The sequence below is a fragment of the Achromobacter deleyi genome (assembly GCF_902859705.1).
GTDB lineage: Bacteria > Pseudomonadota > Gammaproteobacteria > Burkholderiales > Burkholderiaceae_B > Achromobacter > Achromobacter deleyi.
In genome coordinates this window covers 500555-520817 of record NZ_CADIJO010000002.1, presented here as the reverse complement: position 1 = coordinate 520817, position 20263 = coordinate 500555, and the positions used below count along the sequence as shown (strand labels likewise).

Sequence of the window (20263 nt, the reverse complement as noted above, 5' to 3'; positions counted from 1 at the left end):
GTAGGCTCATCGCGCAGACCCCGACCATGCGTTTCGACCTGACCGACCTGGCGCTGTTCCTGCACGTGGTGCAGGCCGGCAGCATCACTCACGGCGCCGCCCGCGCCAACCTGGCGCTGGCCGCAGCCAGCGCCCGCATCCGCAATCTCGAAGCCTCGCTTGGCGCGCCGCTGCTCGAACGCCGCCGCCAGGGCGTCATTCCCACCCCCGCGGGCCTGAAGCTGGCCGCGCACGCCCGCGTCATGCTGGCCCAGGCCGACCGCCTGCGCGACGACCTGGCCGGCTTTTCCGGTGAATTCGGCGGCTCGGTACGCATGCTGTCCAACACCAACGCCCTGACCGCGTTTCTACCCGAGGCGCTTTCCGGCTTCCTGGCAGCGCATCCGCGCATCAACGTCGAATTGCAGGAAATGCTCAGCGATGAAATCGTCGAATGCATCGCCGACGGCTCGGCCGACATCGGCATCGTCGCCGGCACGGTCGATACCGGCGCGCTGGAAACCTATGCCTATCGCTCTGACCGCTTCGTGCTGATCGTGCCCGCCGCGCACGCGCTGGCCGGCGTGGACGAAATCGCGTTTCGCGACGTGCTGGACGAAGACTTCATCGGACTGGATCGCAGCAGCGCCTTGCAACGCTTTCTGGCGCGCCAGGCGCTGGTGGCCGGCAAGCCCATCAAGCTGCGGGTGCAGTTGCGCAGCTTCGACGCCATGTGCCGGCTGGTCGAAGCCGGCGTCGGCGTGGGCATCGTGCCCGAGACCACCGCGCACAGCATGCGGCGGCTGCTCAAGGTGGTGCCGGTGGCGCTGTCCGATGCCTGGGCCTCGCGCGAACTGCTGGTGTGCGTACAGTCGCGCCAGGCGCTCAATGCGCGCGCCCGGCGCTTGCTGGATCACCTGTTGGCGGACACCGGCGCAGCGCCTTTCATGCCGGCGCCGGATGCCGATCCCTCATGAATACAGATCCGTCATGAATTGCGTGGCCTTTACGCCGGTGCCGGTCAGCAGCACCACCGTGCGCTCGGCCTGGCTGATCGCACCGCGCGCGGCCAGCAGGTCCAGCGCAGCCGCAGCCGTGGCGCTGGTGGGTTCGGCATACAGCCCCATGGCCGCCAGCTTGCGCACCGCGCCGATGATGTCGGCTTCCGGCACCGCCACGGTCTGGCCGCCGCTCGCGCGAATGGCCTGCAACACCTCGCGCAGGCGCACCGGCCGCTTGATGGACGTGCCTTCGGCCACCGTGGGCAACACCTCGCGCGCCACCGGCGTATCCACCCCCGCCTGAAAGCTGGCGTCCACCGGCGAACAATGCAGCGGCTGCGCCACGAACAGGCGCGGCAGGCGGCGGATCTGGCCGGCCGCCAGCAGCTCGGCAAAGCCGATGGCGCAGCCCAGCACATTGCTGCCCGCCCCGGCCGGGATGACGATGTTGTCCGGCGCCTCGAAGCCGAAGTCTTCCCACATTTCGTAGGCGATCGACTTGGTGCCCTGCAGGAAGAACGGCTGCCAGTTGTGGCTGGCATAGAAAATCTCGGCGGACGCGCGGATCGCCTCGGTTTCGGCATTCTCACGCGGGCCTTCCACCAGCCGCACGTCGGCGCCAAAAGCACGAATCTGCGCGACCTTGGCGCTGGACGTATAGGCCGGCGCAAAGATGGTGACCCCCATCTGCGCGGCCGCGCCGAACGCGGCAATGGCCGCGCCGCCATTGCCCGAGCTGTCTTCGGCGATAGCCTGCACGCCAATCTGGCGCAGCCACGACAGCATCACAGCGGCCCCCCGGTCCTTGAAGCTGCACGTGGGGTTGAACCATTCCAGCTTGAAGTGCGGGCGCAGGCCGCCCCAGGCGCGCTCCACCATCGCCGTGCAACCTTCACCCAGGGACACCGGCTGCGCCACGTCGCGCGGCAAGGCGGCGCGGTAGCGCCACAGCGATCGCTGGCTGCGGTCGATATCGTCGCGCGAGATGCCGGGCAGCGGCGAGATCATGAGCGGTGTGCGGGCATCGGAACACCAGCGCGCTTCGTCCAGCGCATGGCGAGCGCCGGTGACGGGGTCGAAATAATGGGGGTCGAAAGAATGGGAATCGGACATGGCAATCACTGCAAGGCGGAATGGCGATGCACGCAGTCTAGGTCCGCAGACTGACCGCACGTTGCAATATCATGTTGCGATAAACGCAATGGAGAATCGCCATGGAACGAGGCGCGCTATGGGAATACCAGGTGTTCTGCGCCGTCGCCGAACGCCAGAGCTTCGTGCTGGCGGCGCGTGCGCTGGGCGCCTCGCCCAGCGCCGTGACCCGCGCGGTGCAGGCGCTGGAACGCCAGGTGGGCGTGCAGCTGCTGTTGCGCAGCAAGAGCAGCGTAGTGCTGACGCCGCAGGGCGAAAGCTACTTCCAGTCGGCCCGTGACCTGCTGCGGCGGGAAGCGCAAGCGCGCGAGGCGCTGCGCGACACGCAATTGGGCGCGCAGGGCCGGCTGCGATTCTCGGCGCCGGACCTGCTGGGCGTGACCCTGCTGCCGGCCGTGCTGCGGCGCTATGCCGCCGACTACCCCGGCGTCACCGTGGACATCACCTACACCGATAAATCGGTCGACCCCATCGCCGAAGGACTGGACTTCGCCATCCGCGGCGGCTTTCCGGCATCCAGCGACCTGCTGGGCGCGCGGCTCTGGCCCTATGCACGGCTGCTCTGCGCCAGCCCCGATTACGTCGCCCGCATGGGCTTGCCGCGCGAACCCGAAGACCTGGCCCGCCACCGCCTCATCATGCATACCGGCCCGCGCGTGCTGAAGGACTGGCACCTGCGCCGCGACAAGCGCATCGTGCGCATGCATGCCGAACCTGCGGTGCGCGTCAGCACCGGCAGCGGCCTGATGGCGCTGGCGCTGCAAGGCGTGGGCATCGCGCGGCTGGCGGACTGGGCCGCCGCCCCCGAGATCGCCCGCGGCACCCTGGTGCAGGTCTGCCCGGGATACACCGCCACGTCGGCGCAAGGCGCGTCGCCGCAGATGCATGCCGTGTACGCGTCGCGCACCCTGCCGGCGCGGGCCCGCGCCATGCTGGCCGCCATCCGCGAGTGCGCTGAAAGCCTTCAAGCCCCGAAACAGCAAGGCCGGCCGACACCGCCAGGAAACCCCGGGCAGCACCGACCGGCCTGAAGACGACGAAGCAGTATCAGGGGCGCTGTTCGCGCGCCTTCAGCACCAGCGCTTGCGCAGACTTCCTGAACAGCAGGTGATACAGCGCCGCCAGCGCCAGCAGGAACGGCACGCCGAACACCAGCGTCATCTTGAACACCCCCGTGAAATAGGTGGTCAGCAGAATCGCCAGCATCGCGCCCGCCCCCAGCAGCGTCAGCAGCGGAAAGCCCGGCATCCGGAACGACAGCGCCGCACCGCCTTCACGCGCCCAGCGGCGACGGAAGAAATAGTGCGTGACGAAGATCATCATCCAGGTGAACAGCGCGCCGAACATCGAGATCGCCATCATCAGCGTGAACGAGCTTTCGGGGTACAGCACGTTCAGCACGGTGGCAATCGCGATGCCGCTGGTGGACAGCAGCAATGCGTTCAACGGCGTGCCGCTGCGCGTCAGCTTGCCCATCGCCGCGGGCGCATGGCCGGCCCGCGACAGGCTGAACATCATGCGGGTGGTGATGTACAGCTGGCTGTTCATGGCCGATAAAGCCGCCACCAGCACGATGAAGTTGATGACGCCCGCCGCGTACGGCACGTTCACTGCCTGCATCACCGTCACGAACGGGCTGCCGCCTTTGCCGGCCTGATCCCACGGCACGATGGCCAGGATCAGCGCCAGCGTCAGCAGGTAGAAGATCACCAGCCGCACGATGGTGGCGCGAAAGGCCTTTTTCACCGCGCGCTCGGGGTCTTCGGCTTCGCCCGCCGCCACCGCGATCATCTCCACGCTCAGGTAGCTGAAAATGGAAATGACCACCGCGATCCACATGCCCCACACGCCATTGGGAAAGAAGCCGCCGTGCGCGGTGTACTGCGCCGTGCCGAACTGCGGATTGCCCCAGACCACATAGGCGCCCAGGATGATGAACGCCACGATGGCGCTGATCTTGATGGTCGAGAACCAGTACTCGATGGTGCCGAAGGCCTTCACGCTCATGGCGTTGATGAAGATCAGCGCCGCCGAGAACAGGCATACCCACTGCCACCCCGGCACTCCCGGGAACCAGTACTTCATGTACTCGGCCACCGCCGTGACTTCCGTGCCCACCGCCAGCACCACGCACGACCAGTACGCATAGCGCACCAGAAAGCCCGCCAGCGGGCCGATGTAGTGCTCGGCGTAAGCGCCGAACGAGCCCGACGTCGAATGCGCCACCGTCATCTCGGCCAGGCAGCCCATCAGCAGCAGCGTGATCAGCCCGCCGATGGCGTAGCTGATGATCACGCTGGGGCCGGCAAAGCCGATCGCGAACTTGCTGCCCAGGAACAGGCCCGTACCGATGGCCCCCCCGATCGCGATCATGCTCATCTGGCCCGATGTCAGGCGCCGCTTGAGCCCCTGTTCCCGTTCGGTGATTTTCCCGAACCCTTGTTGTTGTCCCATGTCTCCTCCGGTACTGCACTCTCTTGATGGATGCGTTGATTGCCGGTCTTGCGCGCGGCGTATCAGGTCACGGCAGAACGCTGCTTGAATTCGGGCTTGTCCCAGGCGCGGCTGTCCAGCACGTCCTTGATGATCTCGACCGCGTCCCACACGTCGGCATAGCCGAAGTACAGCGGCGTCAGGCCGAAGCGCAGCACTTCGGGTTCGCGGTAGTCGCCGATCAGGCCGCGCGCAATCAGCGCCTGCATGACCTCGTAGCCGTTGGGATGGCGCAGGCTGACATGGCTGCCGCGATCGGCATGGTTGCGCGGCGTCACCAGCGTCAAGGGATGGCCGGCGCAGCGTTCCTCGATCAGCGCGATGAACAGGTCGCCCAGCGCCAGCGACTTCTTGCGCACCTCGGCCATGTCGGCCTCGCGCGCCACGTCCAGGCCGCATTCGACCATGGCCAGCGACACAATGGGCTGCGTGCCGCACAGGTAGCGGCGGATGCCGCCCGCGGGCTCGTAGGCCACCGTCATGTCGAAGGGCCGCTGGTGGCCCCACCAGCCGGACAGCGGCTGCCAGAAGTCCTGAATGTGGCGCGGCGCCACCCAGATGAAGGCCGGCGCGCCGGGGCCGCCGTTCAGGTACTTATAGGTGCAGCCCACGGCGTAGTCGGCGCCCGAGCCGTTCAGGTCCACCGGCACCGCGCCGGCCGCGTGGGCCAGGTCCCAGATGACCAGCGCGCCGCGCTCGTGGGCGGTGCGGGTGACGGCGGCCATGTCGTGCATCTGGCCGCTGCGGTAGTTCACGTGCGACAGCAGCACCACCGCCACGGAATCGTCCAGCGCCTTGTCCAGCGGCAGCTCGTCGTCGATCAGGCGCATTTCGTAGCCCTGCTGCAGCAGGTCGATCATGCCCTGGATCATGTACAGGTCGGTCGGAAAGTTGTCGCGTTCCGACAGGATCACGCGGCGCTTGGGCTGCTGCTTCTGCTGGATGCGCAGGCTGGCGGCCAGGGCCTTGAAGATGTTCAGCGAGGTGGTGTCGGTGATCACCAGTTCGCCCTCGCGGGCGCCCAGCAGACCGGCCAGCTTGTCGCCCAGGCGCGACGGCAGTTCGAACCAGCCGGCGGTGTTCCAGCTGCGGATCAGGCCCGTGCCCCATTCCTGGGTGATGACCTGGGCGGCGCGGGCGGCGGACGCGCGGGGCATCACGCCCAGCGAATTGCCATCCATATAGAGCACGCCGGGCGGCAGGTCGAAACGCGCCTTGAGCGGCGCAAGGGGGTCCTGGCGGTCTGCGGCAACGCAGGCTTCGCGGGTATGCATTCAGAGCTCCTTCGGGCATTATGCTGCGACCATACTAGCAGCGCCGACGAGCCGAATAGTTGCAAAATCAGGCGTGGCTTACCCTAGGATTTCGCATTAAATTGCGTCCCGGACCTTTTTTTCGAATTGGATTGCACCGTGCAACTAGACACCATCGACCAGCGCATTCTGTACCGCCTGCAAGAGAACAGCCAGCTCAGCAACCAGGACCTGGCCGAGCAGGTGGCCCTGTCGCCGTCGGCCTGCCTGCGGCGGGTGCGCGCCCTGGAAGAAGGCGGCTTCGTCCGCGGCTACCGCGCCGTGCTCGACGCCGACAAACTGGGTTTCGAACTGGAAGCCATCGTCCACGTATCGCTGGACCAGTCCCGCGCCGGCTGGCACGAGCAATTCCTGGCGGGCATCGCGCTGTATGACGAAATCACCGAAGCCAGCATCGTCACCGGCGCGTCCAACTACATCCTGACGGTGCGCACCCGCAACCTGGCCGCGTTCTCGCAGTTCGTCGAGGAAAAGCTCAGCAAGATCGCCGGCGTACGCGACCTGTGTTCGCATCTGGTCATGCGCAAGGTGAAGAACCGCGGCGGCATGCTGCCGCTGGCGGCCTGGCGCTAGGCAGCGCCCGCGCTACGAATGCCGCAGAAACCGAACACCGTGACGAAGTGGCAGGCCGAGCCGCCCATGACGAACAGGTGCCAGATGCCGTGGGCATGGCGCCAGCGTTTGTCGTTGGCGTAGAACACGGTGCCCACCGTGTACAGCGCGGCGCCGGCCAGCAGCCAGGCCAGCCCGGCGGGGGACAAGGCGCTGGCAATCGGCGCGGCGAACATCACGCCCAGCCAGCCCATGGCCAGATACAGCGGCAACGCAGGCGCGGCGCCGCGCGCCCACCAGAGTTCGCGGCCGATGCCATACAGGGCCAACAGCCAGATCGCCACCGCCATGGCGGCACCCCAGCCCAATTCCAGCGGCGCAAACGCCAGGGGCGTATAGGTGCCGGCGATCAGCAGGTAGATGGCGCAGTGGTCCGCCTTGGCCCACAGCGCCTTGCGGCGCCCACGCGTGCAGTGATACAGCACCGACGAGGCATACACCGCAATCATCGACGCGGCGAACACCGCGCAGGCCACGACCTGGCGCGCTTCCACCTTGAGTTCCGCCGCGCGCACGATCAGCGCGCCCGACGCGGCCACCGCCAGCGCCAGGCCGGCCAGGTGCGTGGCGCCATTCAAGCGTTCCCCTTCGTACATGCCGTTCCCTCCCGCGCAGGCGGTGCGCCGACGCTCTCCATCATGCCGACCCGATGTGACAGCTTGGGGTCAGCAGATGGCGCGGGAGGAGACCCGCAAGGGGCGTGCCCGATCGAAGGCACGCCAACGCCCCCCGGGAAAAACGGCGTTCAGGCGATGAAATCCACCGCGGCCGGATAGCCTTCCAGCGCCCGCGCCGCCAGGATGGCGCGCTGCACCGCGATCGCCATCGCCTCGGCCGCCATCACGCCCAGCAGCATCGGGTTGCCCGGCTTGCCCGACACGCCGGTGCCCAGCGCGAACACCGTGTCGCCATCCAGCATGGTGTGGATGGGGTTGATGGTGCGGGCCAGGCCGTCGTGCGCCATCTGCGCCATCTTCTGCGCCTGCGCCTTGGTCAGCCTGGCGTCGGTGGCGACCAGGCCGATGGTGGTGGCGGCGCCTTCCCGCATCGAGGTCGGCAGGTCGCCCGCCAGGATCGCCGCGCGGGTATCCAGCAGGTGCTTGCCGTCGGCCGTGCGGGCGCCGGCCAGGATGCGGCCGGTGGCCGGGTCCAGCACGTCGCCCACCGCGTTGACGGCCACGATGGCACCCACCGTCACGCCGGCCACGGTCAGCGAGGCGCTGCCCAGGCCGCCCTTCATGGCGCGCTTGGCGCCGTACAGCTTGCCCACCGTAGCCCCGGCGCCGGCGCCCACGTTGCCCTCTTGCGGCGGCTTGGCCGTGGCCGACTTGCAGGCCTGGTAGCCGGCCGCGGCATCGGGCCGTATCGATGCGTCGCCCACGCCCAGGTCGAACAGGATGGCCGCGGGCACGATGGGCACGTGCGCCACGCCGACGTCAAAGCCGATCTTGCGTTCTTCCAGATAGCGCATCACGCCGGTGGCGGCCTCCAGGCCAAAGGCGCTGCCGCCGGCCAGCATCACGGCGTGCACTTTTTCCACCATGTTGACCGGATTGAGCAGGTCGGTCTCGCGCGTGCCCGGCGCCGCGCCGCGCACGTCCACCCCGCCCACGGCGCCCGCCTCGGCAATGATGACCGTGCAGCCGGTCGGGCGGCGGGTATCGGTGAAATGCCCCACCTTCAGCCCGGCCACGTCGGTGATGCTGCCGCCGCCCGGCATGCGCCGCAAGCCGCCCCCGCCGTGCGCCGGCGCCACCCCGGCCATCGCCGCGGCGCCCGCCGCGGCCATCATGAAAGCCCGCCTGTTCCATTGTTGTTGCACGCCTGTCTCCGTCTGAATCCCGCTCTGAAATACCCCGTGCCGCTCGGCCCGGGGCGCGATCTATCCATATGACTTGCCGCTATATTTTTACTATTCCTTATGCTTTGTGGAAAAATAGACGCGTTGTTAGAGTGCGGCTACGCCGGAGGGCATCGCAAGTGCCACATGCTCTCCACAGTGATATCCCATCCGTGGAGCATTGCCATGAAACTCTTGCGCTCGTTGTTCATCGCCGGCCTCGTCCAGGTCGCCGCCCTGTCCGCCGCCCACGCCCAGTCGGGGCTGGACCAGATCAAATCCGCCGGCGTGTTCAAGATCGGCACCGAAGGCACCTACGCCCCCTTCACCTTCCACGACGCCTCCGGCCAGCTTACCGGTTTTGACGTCGACATCGGCCGCGCCATCGCCCAGCGCCTGGGCGTGAAAGCCGAATTCGTCGAAGGCAAATGGGACGGCCTGATCGCCGGGCTCGACGCCAAGCGCTACGACGCCGTGATCAACCAGGTCGGCATCACCGACGCGCGCCGCGCCAAATACGATTTCTCCGATCCGTACATCTCGTCGGCCGCCGTGCTGATCGTGCGCGACGACAACACCACCATCAAGTCCTTCGACGACCTGAAGGGCAAGAAGTCCGCCAACACGCTGACCAGCAACTTCGGCAAGCTGGCGCAAAGCCATGGCGCCGACGTCGTGGCGGTGCAGGGCTTCAATGAAGCCATCGACCTTTTGACGTCGGGCCGCGTCGAAGCCACGGTCAACGACAACCTGTCGTTCCTGGACTTCAAGAAGCAAAAGCCCAACGCCAAGGTCAAGATCGCCGCCACCGACAAGGCCGCCGAATTCAGCAATTCGGGCGTGCTGCTGCGCAAGAACAACCCTGAACTGGTCGCTGCCATCAACAAGGCGCTGGCCGACATCAAGGCGGACGGCACCTACAAGACCATCTCGGTCAAGTACTTCGGCACGGACCTTTCCGCGCAGCAGTAAGCGGCCCGCTTCATGACGCTACCCTCGTGGCTGCAGGCCGTCCTGCCCGACTGGATCCTGGCGCAAGTGGCCGGCTGGACCGTACCGGCCTGGGTGCAGCTGATGGCCGACTCGTTCTGGCCGTTGCTGCACGCCGGGCTGGTGTTCACCGTGCCGCTGACGCTGATGTCGTTCGCGCTAGGGCTGGCGCTGGCCTTCGTGGTGGCGCTGATCCGGCTGTTCGGCCCCGCCCCGCTGGTGGCGCTGGTGCGCTTCTATGTCTGGCTGATCCGCGGCACGCCGCTGCTGGTGCAGCTGTTCGTGATCTTCTACGGCCTGCCCAGCGTCGGCATCGTGCTTGACCCGCTGCCGGCCGCGCTGATCGGCTTCACGCTGAACGTGGGGGCCTACAACTCGGAAGTCATTCGCGGCGCGATCGAATCCATCTCGCGGGGCCAATGGGAAGCGGCCTATTCGCTGAGCATGACGCGCGCCCAGGCGCTGCGCCGCACGGTGCTGCCGCAGGCGGCCCGGGTGGCGGTGCCGCCGCTGTCGAACTCGTTCATTGCGCTGGTCAAGGACACGTCCCTGGCCGCCGTGCTGACGGTGCCCGAGATCTTCCAGGCGGCGCAGCGCATCGCCGCCGTCACCTACGAGCCGCTGATCCTGTACACCGAGGCCGCGCTGATCTACCTGGTGTTCAGCTCGGTGCTGTCCGCCGCCCAGGTCCGCCTGGAACGGCGCTTCGGCCAGCATGCCGTGTTTACCGAGAACAAGCGATGATCCGCCTGTACAAGATCGAAAAATCCTTTGGCGGCAACCCCGTGCTCAAGCAGGTGGACGTGAGCATCGCCGAAGGCAGCGTCACCGCCCTGATCGGCCCGTCCGGCAGTGGCAAGAGCACGCTGCTGCGCTGCGTCAACCTGCTGGAAGTGCCCGACCGCGGCCTGCTTGAAATCGGCCCCGAACAGGTCGAATTCGAACCCGGCCTGAAGCTGTCGCGCGACCAGGTCCAGCGCGTACGCAAGCAGACCGGCATGGTGTTCCAGAATTTCCAGCTGTTCCCGCACCAGACCGTGATCGGCAACGTCATGGAAGGGCTGGTGACCGTGCAGAAATGGCCGGCCGACCGCGCCCGCGCGCGCGCCGAGGAACTGCTGAAGAAAGTCGGCATGCTGGAAAAGGCCGATGCCTGGCCGGCCAATCTGTCCGGCGGCCAGCAGCAGCGCGTGGCCATCGCCCGCGCCCTGGCGCCTGCCCCCCGCGTACTGCTGTGCGATGAGCCGACCTCGGCGCTGGACCCGGGCCTGGCGGCCGAAGTGGTGGACGTGCTGCGCCAGCTGGCCAACGAAGGCATGACCATGCTGATGGCCACGCACGACCTGCGCCTGGCCGCCAGCGTCTCGCGCGAAGTGGTGTTCCTGCTGGACGGCACCGTGGTCGAATCCGGCGCCTCCCGCGCCCTCTTCACCCAGCCCGCCGACCCCCGCACCGCCGCCTTCATCTCGACCTTGACGCAGGACGCGGGGCATCAAGCGTAGAAATCGGCCTATCGGCTGGGTAAAGATCCTGCAGGGTCAACCGCCTGGCCGTCGTACCGCAACTCGAAATACAGCCCCACCTGCTTGCTGTCGCTGTTGCCCATTTCCGCGATCTTCTGGCCCTGGCTGACCCGTTGGCCTTCCTTGACCAGCAGCTTGCTGTTGTGGGCGTAGATGCTGAGGAAACTGGTGCTGTGCTTGACGATCACCAGGTGCCCGTAGCCGCGCAGGCCGCTGCCGGAATAGGCCACGGTGCCGGCGGCGGCGGCCACGACGGGCGTGCCGGTGCTGTTGGAAATGACGATGCCGTTGGACCCGGACCCGTCGTAGCCGCGCGTGACCTTGCCCTGCGCCGGCCAGACCAGCGAAATCGCCCCCGGCGGCGCCGTGCGCCGCTTGCCCATGGTGGGCGCCGGCGACTTGGTGCCTTGCGATGCCTTGCCGCGCGACTTGGTGGGCGGGGACGAACTGGCCTGCCCCGCCGGGGCCTGAACCCGCAGCATCTGCCCGACCTCGATCGAATTGGAGTTGGACAGGTTGTTCCAGCGCACCAGGTTCGATACGCTGGTGCCTTGCTTGCGCGCGATCTGCGTCAGGGTGTCGCCCGACTGGACCCGGTAGTAGCCCGGCTGGACCTTGGTGGTGCCGCAGGCCGTCAGAAGCGCCAGCAGGGCGGCCAGCACCGCCCACCGGAAAAACCGGGCGGCACGGGCGGAGAAGTGTGCCGATACGCGCCCCGGCGCGGCGGCAAAATGGGAAGCGGACAGGGTCTGGGCGGGCAAGGAGAGCACTGAATCCTGAAGCAAGTGGGAAACGACTGCGTCCAAGGGTACCAAGATTTTCGGGCGGAAGTATGCCCCGGCGGCTTTGGCAGACCGCCCCGAGGCGTGTATAACCCGCTCATTGCCACGAGCTGCGGCTCGTCATGGAACACCGCGTCTGCAAGGAACCACATGGGAACCCCCCAAGCGCCCCGAAGAAACCCGTTTTGCCTGCTATGGGCGATCCCGTACCTGCTGTGCGGCCTGTTTTCACGCCTGCTGAACGACCCGGTCAGCCACGCCGTATTCGTCTGGCTGCCGCCCGGCGTGGCGGTGGGCGCCTATCTGTTGACGCAGCGCCGCAACTGGCCGCTGCTGCTGGCCGCCTTCTTCTTTGCGCAGATCGTGATCACCAGCTTCACGCGCGGCCAGCCCGCCACGGCGCTGGTGTTCGCCATCACCGCCAGCCTGTCCAGCATCACCGCGGCCTGGACCATCCAGCGCCTGACGCCACGCGATGGCGGGGTGGGCACCGTGGCCGCGCTGCTGGCCGGCGCGGTGGTGGGCGCCGCCTTGTCGGCCCTGCTCAACGGCAGCTGGCTGTGGATGACCCAGGAAGCCCATGCCTGGGTCCGGCTGCGCACCTGGGTCGCAGCCTACCTGGGCGGCATCCTGATCCTGGCGCCGGCCGTCACCGGCTGGGCGCATTTCCGGCCACGCCGTTCCGGCGGTCCGCGCATGCGCGACCTGGTGCTGGGCGCCGTCGCCTACCTGGCCCTGATCGTGTCGACCTTCATGACGTTCGACGGCGACATGATCAAGAACCTGCCGTACGTGGTCACCTTCGAGCTGACCTACCTGCCGCTGGTGTTCGCGGTGCTGACCGCACTGGTGTGGGGGCCGCTGGGCGGCACCCTGGCCGTCATCACGCTGACCCTGATGGCGCTGTACCAGAGCGCGCAAGGCGAAGGCCCCTTCGTCGAGGCCAACGACCACTGGCACGTGCTGCTGGCCACCCAGGTCTACCTGGTCGTGACCGCGCTGCTGATCCTGCTGGTCAATACGCTGCGCGGCGCCCGCGCGCAGGAACTGGAAAACGCCGAGCAATGGCGCGGCCGCTTCGACCTGGCGCTGGCCGGCAGCCACCAGCTGATGTACCGCTACAACCCCTTTGACGGCTCGTTCGAACTGGCCGGCGACTTGCACGACGCCTTTGGCCTGCCGACCGGCGCGATCTCCAGCCTGGACGCGTTGCTGGCCCTGGCCCACCCCGACGACCGCGCCCGCCTGACGCTGCACTGGGCCGCCCGGCGCGCCGGCGGCCAGGACCGCACCCCGCTGCTGTTCCGCCTGGCGCACGCGGGTGGCGGCTGGCGCGTGGTGAGCGACCGGGGTTCGCCATTGCCGGATTTCGATGGCAGCGTCGCCGTGGTGGCGGGCATGTGGCGGCTGGGCGAAGTCGAGCAGGCAGATGTCCAATAGCACAGGAGCCCTGCTCATCCACGGCTTGGGCGGCACCCAGTACGACCTGGGGTCGCTGCACAAGATATTGAAGCGCGCCGGCATCGAGACGCACACGCTGACGCTGCCCGGTCACGGCACCACGCCCGAGGACCTGCTGCCCGTGCGCGCCGAAGACTGGCTGGACGCCGTGACCGCCAAGTACCGCGAGGTGGCCGAGCGCTACGAGACCGTGCACGTGGTCGGCATGTGCCTGGGCGCCTTGCTGGCGGTGGAACTGTGCAAGCGCGTGCAGCACCGCAAGGGCAAGCTGGTCAGCCTGGCCGCGCCCGTCTTCATCGACGGCTGGAGCACGCCCTGGTATCGGGGCCTGCGCAACCTGGTCTACCGCATTCCCGGCCTGGCCGCGCGCATGCGGGTCGAGGAAGAAGAGCCCTACGGCATCAAGAACGAGCTGGTGCGATCCATCGTCAAGGCCAAGTTCGAGCGCGGCGAGAACTTCCATTACCGCTGGGTGCCGCTGGCCTGCGTGCGCGAGGTCGACCGGCTGCGGCGCTTCGTGCAGCGCGGACTGAACGCCATCACCTGCCCCAGCCTGATCATCCATGCCCACGAAGACGAGCTGACGTCGGTACGGTCGGCGCACTACCTGAACGACGCCATTCCCGACAGCCGGCTGGTGCTGCTGGACAACAGCTATCACATGATCTGCGTGGACAACGACCGCGACCGCGTCGCCGCCGACATCCTGCAATTCATGGACAAGCGCCCCGCCGTCGCCACGCGCCCGGGCCGCGCCGCCGCCATGACCGGCGAAGACATCGAACGCCTGCTGCAGGCCTATCGCGATGCCATGCTGTCGGGCGAGTTCGAAGCGCTGTTCCCGCTGTTCGCCGAAGACGTGGCCTGGCACGAAGAGGGCGACAGCCCGCTGGCCGGCGTCTACCAGGGCCGCGGCGGCCTGGTGGACCTGTTCTCGCGGGTCATGGACTATTCGCGCAACACCTTCGCCGTCGACAGCGTCGGCAAGCCCGAGCTGGCGGGGCGCTCGATCGCCGTGCCGCTGACCTTCCAGGTGCAGGACGGGGCCACCATGTTCCGCGGCGCCTCGACCCACACGCTGCGCCTGCGCAACCAGCAGATCGCCAAAGTCACCTCGACGGCGGCGGACCCGGCCGCCGAAGACGCGCTGTGGCGCCGGCTGGCCGTGGCCAGCGGCCTGGAACCCGAAGGCGATGCGATGGACCGGGCCACGCTGGACATACCCGCCGACGCGCTGACCGATGCCTTCGAGGCCGCCGTGATCGAACTGCGCGCCCTGCCGCAGGCGCCCTCGACCGGCGTGGCCTTGCGGCTGCAGGCCTACGAGCAACAGGCCCGCCACGGCGATGCGCCGGCCCAGGCCGATGCCGACGCCAGCGCGCGCGAGCAGATCGAACACGCGTCCTGGCGCCTGCTGGCCGGCCTGCCGCCGGACCAGGCGCAACGCCGCTACATTGCCCTGATCCGGCGGCTGGACGCTGATGACTGAAGCCGATGCCTGACGCCCATGACCGCCCCCACGCGCGGCCCCGGCGCTGCGACACTGCGCCGCACGCTGCCGCCCCCTGGCCGGCCCGGCGCTTGCCCTAAAATCGCGCCATGCCTGCCTTGATCCGCCTTCTGCAAGCCTGCGGCGCCGTGCGCGTCCGGGGCGTGCTGTGGCTGGCGTTCCTGGCAGTGCTGCTGCGCGCCGTGGTGCCGGCGGGCTACATGCCCGATGCCCGCGCGCTGCACGACGGCCGGCTGGAAGTCACCTTCTGCTCGGCCGCGGGCGACCTGTCCACCTTCCGGATCGCGTTGCCCGCCGTTGGCAAGACCGCCGACGGCCCGGGCGAACACCGCAGCGCCGACACGGGTGCGCAGTGCCCCTTCGGGCTGCTCGCCCACGTCACCCCTGCCCCCACGCCCTACGTGGCGCCGCTGGCCCTGGCCGCCGGCCGCCATGCGCCCGCGCCGGCCCCCACCCCTGATGCGTTGCCCGTGCAGCCGGCCCAAGGGCCGCCGCTGGGTTCACGCGCCCCGCCCTTCGTCGCCTGACACCGCCCCTTGCGCGCGGCCTGCGCCGCGCCTGTCGCGAACCGTCTTTCGACGAGGTTTTCATGCATTCCCTCATTACGCGCGCCCGCCAGGGCGACGCGACCACGATTACGCGCGTCTCCCAGGACGGCGCGACCCCGCCTGACCGTCGCCGTCGCCTGCTGCTGTCCACCCTGGCCCTGCTGCCGCTGGCCGGCTGCGGCCCGGATGCCCCTAAGCTCAACGGCATGGACCTGTCCAGCATGCCCACGGGCGACTTCCAACTGCAGGACACTGACGGCCGGCAGCGCCAGCTGGCCGACTACCGCGGCCAGACCGTGATGCTGTTCTTCGGCTTCACTCAGTGCCCGGACATCTGCCCGACCGCCCTGACCCGGGCGCTGGAGATCAAGAGCCTGCTCGGCCCCGAGGCCGCCAAGAAGCTGCGCATCCTGTTCATCACCGTGGACCCCGAACGCGACACCCCGGAAATCCTGCGCGCCTACACCCAGGCGTTCGACCCGGAATTCGTCGGCCTGCGCGGCGACGCCGAACAGACCCGCGCCGCGGCGCAATCGTTCAAGGTGTTCTACCAGAAGGTGCCCACCGGTTCGTCCTACACCATGGACCACACGGCGCTGACCTACATCATCGACGCCCAGGGCAAGCTGCGCCTGGCCCTGCGCCACCAGCAAAGCGCCGAACAGTGCGCCGACGACCTGCGCACGGTGCTGTAAGCGCCGCGCCCCTCTGAATAAGGAACTTCCCATGAAAAAGACCGCTTTCGCTTCCCTGGCCGCCGCCTTTGCCCTGAGCGCGCTGACGCTGGCCCCCGCCCCCGCCCTGGCCCAGGACGCCGCGCTCAAGGTGGAAGACGCCTGGGTTCGCGCCACCGTGCCCAACCAGCACGCCACGGGCGTCTTCATGCGCCTGACCGCCGCCGCCCCCACGCGCCTGGTCGCCGTCGAGTCCGACGCCGCCAAGCACACCGAAGTGCATGAAATGGCCATGCAGAACGACGTCATGAAGATGCGCCAGGTATCCGCCATCGACCTGCCCGCCGGCCAGCCGGTGGAACTGAAACCGGGCGGCTACCACGTCATGCTGATCGACCTGGCCAAGCAGATTTCGGTGGGCGATCCCGTCGCATTGACGCTGGTGCTGCAGGACGCCGCAGGCAAGCAGCAACGCGTGCCGGTGACGGCCGTGGCGCGCCCGCTGTCGGCCACCGCCGCACCGCCCGCCGCCGGCCACGGCCATTGAAATAAGGGCCTTTGCCGCTGCAAGCGGATTGACACCTGTATTTCAAGCTTGAAATAGTTGTTTGCACACCAACCCGCGTTTTCCTGCAACGTAAAGGCGCGCCCCCGGTCGAACTGAAAAAGCCGGGGTGCGCCGCCATCCGACGCCCCCGGCAGGCATAGCCAGCATCACAGGAAATCGTCCCAAGACCGCATCCGGGACGACGGCGCGGCCACGATTCCCGGCCGTTTGCTTTGATTGCTAGGAGCGTTTCATGAAGACCCTGACAGCGACTTTGTTGCTCTGCGCCGGCCTGACCGCCGCCGCCACCACCGTGCAAGCCCAGCAAGTCCAGTCCACGATGCCCACCGCGACCTACAAGCGCGATGCGTACGGCGACTGGCGCGTGAGCTACCCGGCCCCCACGGCCAAGACTTCGGCCCAGGTCAGCGCCGAATTGGCGCAGTCCAAGCAGGACGGCCAATACACCTTCGGCCAGGAAGACTACCCGCCCGCCGTCGCCACCAACGGCGCCATGGAAAGCCGGGCGCAGGTCGAACAGGAACTGCAGACGGCCGAAATGCAGGGGCAGATGGCGTCCGACCAGGAAAGCTACCCGCCCACCCCGATGGCCCATAGCGGCACGTCCGCCATCCAGTAGTCCTGCGGCCTGACCGGCCCCGGCACAGCGGCGCGCAGCCTCAAGGCTCGCCTGCCAGCCGCTGGCGGGGCTGATATCAGGGACGCATTGCACGCCCCCGCGCCTGCGGTGCGCCGTGATTCCACATACAATGCCAGCACATCCGCCGCCAGCGCCCTCGCGGGGCCTGACGGCAGCCGGTGCTCCTGCGCCGCGCCCCGGATGACAGCGTTCCGCGCCGCCGGGCGCCCGTAGCCGCCGGCGGTTGTGCCGGCAACCCTGTGTCTGGATATGCCCGGTAGTTCCGCCTTTTCCTTCCTGCGTACCCTCTGCAGCCTGCGCTGGCTCGCCATCGCGGGCCAGGCCGCCACCATCCTGGTCGCCAGCAGCGTGCTGGGCCTGGCCTTGCCGCTCGAACCCCTGTGGATCGGCGTGGGCGTGCTGATCGGCTTCAACGTCTACGCCAGCCTGCGCCTGCGGCACAGCCGCGACCTGTCCCACGCCACCGCCTTCGCCCACCTGCTGGTGGACATGGCCGCACTGGCCTGGATGGTCGGCTGGAGCGGCGGCCTGAGCAATCCGTTCGGGATGATGTTCCTGATCCTGACCGCCCTGGCCGCGCTGGCGCTGCCGCGCAACTGGGCGCTGGCCGCCGCGCTGGCCGGTATTTCCGGCTATGCAGCCGCCGCCATCTTCGGCCAGCCGCTGCGCGGCGACGTCAACACCCACACCCTGCTGCTGTGGGGGCTGTCGGCCAATTTCCTGATTTCCGTGGTGGTCGTGCTGGTGTTCTCGACCCGCCTGGCGTCCGACCTGCGGGCCCGCGAACGCGAACTGGCCCGCCTGCGCGAGCGCTTCACCCGCAACGAAGGCATCGTGGCCCTGGCCACCCACGCCGCGGCGATGGCGCACGAACTGAACACCCCGCTGGCCACCATGACCCTGCTGGCCGACGAAATCGCCGCCGAGGTCAAGGACCCCGACCTGAAGGACGACGTCGCCACCCTCAGCCAGCTGCTGGCCCTGTGCCGGGAACGCATCCGCAATCTGGCGGTCCCAACTGCGGTGGACCTGGTGCGCGTGGTGGGGCAATGGCGGCTGATCCGGCCGACCATCAACCTGCAACGCTCGGGCGCCCTGCCGACCAGCCTGCGGGTCGACCCGGCCATCGCCCACCTGCTGCAGGCCCTGCTGAACAACGCGGCCGATGCCGGCGAAGCCGCCGACGAACCGCGCGTGGACCTGCACCTGGAATACGGCTACGGCGCCCTGCGGGGCGAAGTGCGCGACTACGGCCGCGGCTTCGACCCCGACCAGACGCTGCTGCCGGCCACCAGCCTGTTCAACAGCGGCAAGCCGGGAGGGCTGGGCGTGGGCCTGGCCCTGTCGCACGCCACCGTCGAGCAACTGGGCGGCGAAATGACCATGACGGCCGCCGACGGCGGCGGCACCCGCATCCGCTTTTACCTGCCCCTGGGCAGTCCCGGGACCTGACATGTTGAATCCGACCGATCTTGGCCTCTTGATCGACGATGACGAGCTGTATGTGCGCACCTTGCAGCGCAGCCTGTCGCGCCGCGGCCTGGAAACCCGAACCGCCACCGGCATCGCCGAGGCCCTGCGCGTGGCCGAGGAAATCCGCCCCGCCTTCGCCCTGGTCGACCTGCGCCTGGGCGAGGACTCGGGCCTGACCCTGATCCGTCCCCTTCGCGCCCTGCGCGCCGACATGCGCATCCTGCTGGTCACCGGCTACGCCAGCGTGGCCACGGCGGTCGAGGCCATCAAGCGCGGCGCCGACGACTACCTGCCCAAGCCCGCCACCGCGCCGATGATCCTGCGCACCCTGGGCCTGGTGAAGGCGGATACGGTTACGATCGAAAGCACCATGACGCCTTTGCACCGCCTAGAATGGGAACACATACACCAGGCGCTGCACGAGACCGGCGGCAACGTGTCGGCCGCGGCCCGCCTGTTGGGCATGCACCGGCGTTCGCTCCAGCGCAAGCTGGCAAAGAAACCGGGGCCGGAACGCGAGGTCCTGGTCGACTGATTGGCGCGGATACGACACATCGCAACAATCCATCATTGTGCAGGTGCGACATATCGTCGCACCCCCACCCTCCGCCGCAAGCCCTTGTCCCGCCAGGGAAAACCCCTAACCCAGGGTCTTGGGGGCAAATGCCGGCCAGGCAATGCGACCTTTCGTCGCAGCCTTGACCCAGATCAAGCCGATAGGATGGACGTTGCTGCCTAGCAGCATTCCAGTCTGCTGCTCCGCAGCATTTCCCACCCTCCATCCAAGGCTGTACGTGAAACACCCCCTCCTTGCGACCCTTACGCGCATTTTCGGCGTCGGCGCGGTCATGCTGCTTGGCGGCTGCAACATGGAAATCCTCTCCCCCAAGGGAGACATCGGCATGCAGGAACGGACCCTGCTGTTCACGGCGACGGGGCTCATGCTCCTGGTCGTGATTCCGGTCCTCTTCATGATTGTGTCCTTCGCCTGGAAGTACCGCGCGTCCAACACCAAAGCTGACTACCAGCCCAAGTGGGCCCACTCCACGGCCATCGAAATCGTGGTCTGGACCGTGCCTTGTATCATCGTGGCGATTCTCGCGGTGATCACCTGGCGCTCCACCCATGCGCTGGACCCCTACAAGCCGCTCGTGTCCGAGCACAAGCCGGTGACCATCGAGGTGGTTTCGCTGGATTGGAAGTGGCTGTTCATCTACCCCGAGTACGACATCGCCACCGTCAACGAGATCGCGTTCCCCGTGGACGTGCCGGTCAATTTCCGGATCACCTCGGCGTCGGTCATGAACTCGTTCTTCATTCCCCAGCTCGGCAGCCAGATCTATTCGATGGCGGGCATGGAAACCAAGCTGCACCTGAACGCGCGCGAACCCGGCACCTACGCCGGCATTTCGGCCAACTACAGCGGCGCCGGCTTCTCCGGCATGCGCTTCAAGGCCATCGCCACGTCGCAGGAAGGATTCGACAACTGGGTCAAGGAAGCCAAGGCATCGCCCACGACGCTGACCCCCGAGGCCTACCAGGAACTGACCAAGCGCAGCGAGCGCAACCCGGTCGTCAAGTACGCCTCGGTGCCGCCGTCGATGTTCGAGTTCATCCTGGGCAGCACCATGTCCAAGATGGCCGGCGTGGACTCCGCCACGTGCACCCCCACGTCGAATAATCTGATCGCAGGAATCAACTAAC

The 20263-nt window shown here is 67.9% G+C and carries 21 protein-coding genes; 15 read left to right on the top strand and 6 right to left on the bottom strand.

What is annotated here, in order from left to right:
• Positions 1 to 26 precede the first annotated feature (26 nt).
• Complete coding sequence (locus tag HV798_RS04860; RefSeq protein ID WP_175191137.1) at positions 27 to 956, top strand: LysR substrate-binding domain-containing protein; 930 nt, start codon at positions 27 to 29, stop codon at positions 954 to 956.
• Here the strand turns inward: HV798_RS04860 and HV798_RS04855 are convergent.
• Positions 951 to 2093, bottom strand: coding sequence for a threonine synthase (locus HV798_RS04855; protein ID WP_175191138.1), 1143 nt, complete (start codon positions 2091 to 2093; stop codon positions 951 to 953). The two genes, HV798_RS04860 and HV798_RS04855, sit on opposite strands and share 6 nt — an antisense overlap.
• A 101-nt stretch (positions 2094 to 2194) precedes the next feature.
• Between HV798_RS04855 and HV798_RS04850 the strand changes: the two genes are divergently transcribed.
• Entirely contained in the window at positions 2195 to 3163 is a 969-nt protein-coding gene (locus tag HV798_RS04850) for a LysR family transcriptional regulator (RefSeq protein WP_175191139.1), read from the top strand.
• Between the two features lie 16 nt (positions 3164 to 3179).
• On the opposite strand, the gene HV798_RS04845 is transcribed toward HV798_RS04850, so the two are convergent.
• Together HV798_RS04845 and kynU are read right to left on the bottom strand one after the other, a co-directional pair.
• Positions 3180 to 4586 (bottom strand): amino acid permease, encoded by a 1407-nt coding sequence (locus HV798_RS04845; RefSeq protein ID WP_175191140.1) that lies wholly within the window; start codon positions 4584 to 4586, stop codon positions 3180 to 3182.
• Between the two features lie 62 nt (positions 4587 to 4648).
• Entirely contained in the window at positions 4649 to 5899 is a 1251-nt protein-coding gene (gene kynU / locus HV798_RS04840; RefSeq protein WP_025139310.1) for a kynureninase, read from the bottom strand.
• Between the two features lie 138 nt (positions 5900 to 6037).
• Here kynU and HV798_RS04835 point away from each other — a divergent pair, with 138 nt between their 5' ends.
• A complete protein-coding gene (locus HV798_RS04835) occupies positions 6038 to 6511 on the top strand; it encodes an Lrp/AsnC family transcriptional regulator (protein ID WP_175191141.1) in 474 nt (157 codons plus the stop codon).
• Here HV798_RS04835 and trhA read toward each other — a convergent pair.
• Both trhA and HV798_RS04825 read right to left on the bottom strand, forming a co-directional pair.
• On the bottom strand, positions 6508 to 7146 hold the full coding sequence (gene trhA, locus HV798_RS04830) for a PAQR family membrane homeostasis protein TrhA (RefSeq protein ID WP_175191142.1): 639 nt from the start codon (positions 7144 to 7146) through the stop codon (positions 6508 to 6510). The genes HV798_RS04835 and trhA overlap by 4 nt on opposite strands.
• A gap of 149 nt (positions 7147 to 7295) precedes the next feature.
• Positions 7296 to 8372 carry a P1 family peptidase gene (locus HV798_RS04825; protein WP_246288575.1) on the bottom strand — a complete coding sequence of 359 codons (1077 nt, stop codon included), beginning with the start codon at positions 8370 to 8372 and terminating at the stop codon, positions 7296 to 7298.
• 204 nt (positions 8373 to 8576) lie between these two features.
• On the opposite strand from HV798_RS04825, the gene HV798_RS04820 reads away from it, so the two are divergent.
• The 3 genes from HV798_RS04820 to HV798_RS04810 all read left to right on the top strand — a co-directional run bounded on the left by HV798_RS04820 (position 8577) and on the right by HV798_RS04810 (position 10882).
• Positions 8577 to 9362: an amino acid ABC transporter substrate-binding protein gene (locus HV798_RS04820; protein ID WP_175191143.1), complete on the top strand. Its 786-nt coding sequence runs from the start codon at positions 8577 to 8579 to the stop codon at positions 9360 to 9362.
• A 102-nt stretch (positions 9363 to 9464) separates the two neighbouring features.
• A complete protein-coding gene (locus HV798_RS04815) occupies positions 9465 to 10124 on the top strand; it encodes an amino acid ABC transporter permease (protein WP_175191475.1) in 660 nt (219 codons plus the stop codon).
• Positions 10121 to 10882 carry an amino acid ABC transporter ATP-binding protein gene (locus tag HV798_RS04810; protein WP_175191144.1) on the top strand — a complete coding sequence of 254 codons (762 nt, stop codon included), beginning with the start codon at positions 10121 to 10123 and terminating at the stop codon, positions 10880 to 10882. Before HV798_RS04815 ends, HV798_RS04810 begins: the two co-directional genes overlap by 4 nt.
• A gap of 8 nt (positions 10883 to 10890) precedes the next feature.
• On the opposite strand, the gene HV798_RS04805 is transcribed toward HV798_RS04810, so the two are convergent.
• Complete coding sequence (locus HV798_RS04805) at positions 10891 to 11664, bottom strand: peptidoglycan DD-metalloendopeptidase family protein (protein ID WP_425486117.1); 774 nt, start codon at positions 11662 to 11664, stop codon at positions 10891 to 10893.
• A gap of 171 nt (positions 11665 to 11835) precedes the next feature.
• Between HV798_RS04805 and HV798_RS04800 the strand changes: the two genes are divergently transcribed.
• The 9 genes from HV798_RS04800 to cyoA all read left to right on the top strand — a co-directional run bounded on the left by HV798_RS04800 (position 11836) and on the right by cyoA (position 20262).
• Positions 11836 to 13125 carry an MASE1 domain-containing protein gene (locus HV798_RS04800; RefSeq protein WP_175191145.1) on the top strand — a complete coding sequence of 430 codons (1290 nt, stop codon included), beginning with the start codon at positions 11836 to 11838 and terminating at the stop codon, positions 13123 to 13125.
• The gene (locus HV798_RS04795; RefSeq protein WP_175191146.1) at positions 13115 to 14635 is read left to right on the top strand and encodes an acyl-CoA-binding protein; all 1521 of its coding nucleotides are present in this window, start codon (positions 13115 to 13117) and stop codon (positions 14633 to 14635) included. The genes HV798_RS04800 and HV798_RS04795 overlap by 11 nt, the downstream gene beginning before the upstream one ends.
• Positions 14636 to 14745: 110 nt before the next feature.
• Positions 14746 to 15183 carry a DUF2946 family protein gene (locus tag HV798_RS04790; RefSeq protein WP_175191147.1) on the top strand — a complete coding sequence of 146 codons (438 nt, stop codon included), beginning with the start codon at positions 14746 to 14748 and terminating at the stop codon, positions 15181 to 15183.
• A gap of 62 nt (positions 15184 to 15245) precedes the next feature.
• Positions 15246 to 15899 carry an SCO family protein gene (locus tag HV798_RS04785; protein WP_175191148.1) on the top strand — a complete coding sequence of 218 codons (654 nt, stop codon included), beginning with the start codon at positions 15246 to 15248 and terminating at the stop codon, positions 15897 to 15899.
• Between the two features lie 31 nt (positions 15900 to 15930).
• The gene (locus tag HV798_RS04780) at positions 15931 to 16425 is read left to right on the top strand and encodes a copper chaperone PCu(A)C (RefSeq protein ID WP_025139298.1); all 495 of its coding nucleotides are present in this window, start codon (positions 15931 to 15933) and stop codon (positions 16423 to 16425) included.
• 253 nt (positions 16426 to 16678) lie between these two features.
• Positions 16679 to 17065, top strand: a complete 387-nt coding sequence (locus HV798_RS04775) for a DUF4148 domain-containing protein (protein WP_175191149.1) — start codon at positions 16679 to 16681, stop codon at positions 17063 to 17065.
• 270 nt (positions 17066 to 17335) lie between these two features.
• A complete protein-coding gene (locus HV798_RS04770; protein WP_025139296.1) occupies positions 17336 to 18538 on the top strand; it encodes a HAMP domain-containing histidine kinase in 1203 nt (400 codons plus the stop codon).
• A 1-nt stretch (position 18539) separates the two neighbouring features.
• Positions 18540 to 19094, top strand: a complete 555-nt coding sequence (locus HV798_RS04765) for a response regulator transcription factor (protein ID WP_369797704.1) — start codon at positions 18540 to 18542, stop codon at positions 19092 to 19094.
• Positions 19095 to 19353: 259 nt separating this feature from the next.
• A complete protein-coding gene (cyoA, locus tag HV798_RS04760) occupies positions 19354 to 20262 on the top strand; it encodes a ubiquinol oxidase subunit II (RefSeq protein WP_175191150.1) in 909 nt (302 codons plus the stop codon).
• Position 20263 lies beyond the last annotated feature (1 nt).

Coding starts and splice junctions, on each gene's coding strand:
- HV798_RS04855 (WP_175191138.1), bottom strand. CDS start 2,093: ATGTCCGATTCCCATTCTTTCGACCCCCATTATTTCGACCCCGTCACC.
- HV798_RS04770 (WP_025139296.1), top strand. CDS start 17,336: ATGCCCGGTAGTTCCGCCTTTTCCTTCCTGCGTACCCTCTGCAGCCTG.
- HV798_RS04800 (WP_175191145.1), top strand. CDS start 11,836: ATGGGAACCCCCCAAGCGCCCCGAAGAAACCCGTTTTGCCTGCTATGG.
- HV798_RS04795 (WP_175191146.1), top strand. CDS start 13,115: ATGTCCAATAGCACAGGAGCCCTGCTCATCCACGGCTTGGGCGGCACC.
- HV798_RS04790 (WP_175191147.1), top strand. CDS start 14,746: ATGCCTGCCTTGATCCGCCTTCTGCAAGCCTGCGGCGCCGTGCGCGTC.
- HV798_RS04810 (WP_175191144.1), top strand. CDS start 10,121: ATGATCCGCCTGTACAAGATCGAAAAATCCTTTGGCGGCAACCCCGTG.
- HV798_RS04785 (WP_175191148.1), top strand. CDS start 15,246: ATGCATTCCCTCATTACGCGCGCCCGCCAGGGCGACGCGACCACGATT.
- HV798_RS04845 (WP_175191140.1), bottom strand. CDS start 4,586: ATGGGACAACAACAAGGGTTCGGGAAAATCACCGAACGGGAACAGGGG.
- HV798_RS04815 (WP_175191475.1), top strand. CDS start 9,465: ATGGCCGACTCGTTCTGGCCGTTGCTGCACGCCGGGCTGGTGTTCACC.
- HV798_RS04820 (WP_175191143.1), top strand. CDS start 8,577: ATGAAACTCTTGCGCTCGTTGTTCATCGCCGGCCTCGTCCAGGTCGCC.
- kynU (WP_025139310.1), bottom strand. CDS start 5,899: ATGCATACCCGCGAAGCCTGCGTTGCCGCAGACCGCCAGGACCCCCTT.
- HV798_RS04775 (WP_175191149.1), top strand. CDS start 16,679: ATGAAGACCCTGACAGCGACTTTGTTGCTCTGCGCCGGCCTGACCGCC.
- HV798_RS04860 (WP_175191137.1), top strand. CDS start 27: ATGCGTTTCGACCTGACCGACCTGGCGCTGTTCCTGCACGTGGTGCAG.
- HV798_RS04765 (WP_369797704.1), top strand. CDS start 18,540: ATGTTGAATCCGACCGATCTTGGCCTCTTGATCGACGATGACGAGCTG.
- HV798_RS04780 (WP_025139298.1), top strand. CDS start 15,931: ATGAAAAAGACCGCTTTCGCTTCCCTGGCCGCCGCCTTTGCCCTGAGC.
- trhA (WP_175191142.1), bottom strand. CDS start 7,146: ATGTACGAAGGGGAACGCTTGAATGGCGCCACGCACCTGGCCGGCCTG.
- HV798_RS04850 (WP_175191139.1), top strand. CDS start 2,195: ATGGAACGAGGCGCGCTATGGGAATACCAGGTGTTCTGCGCCGTCGCC.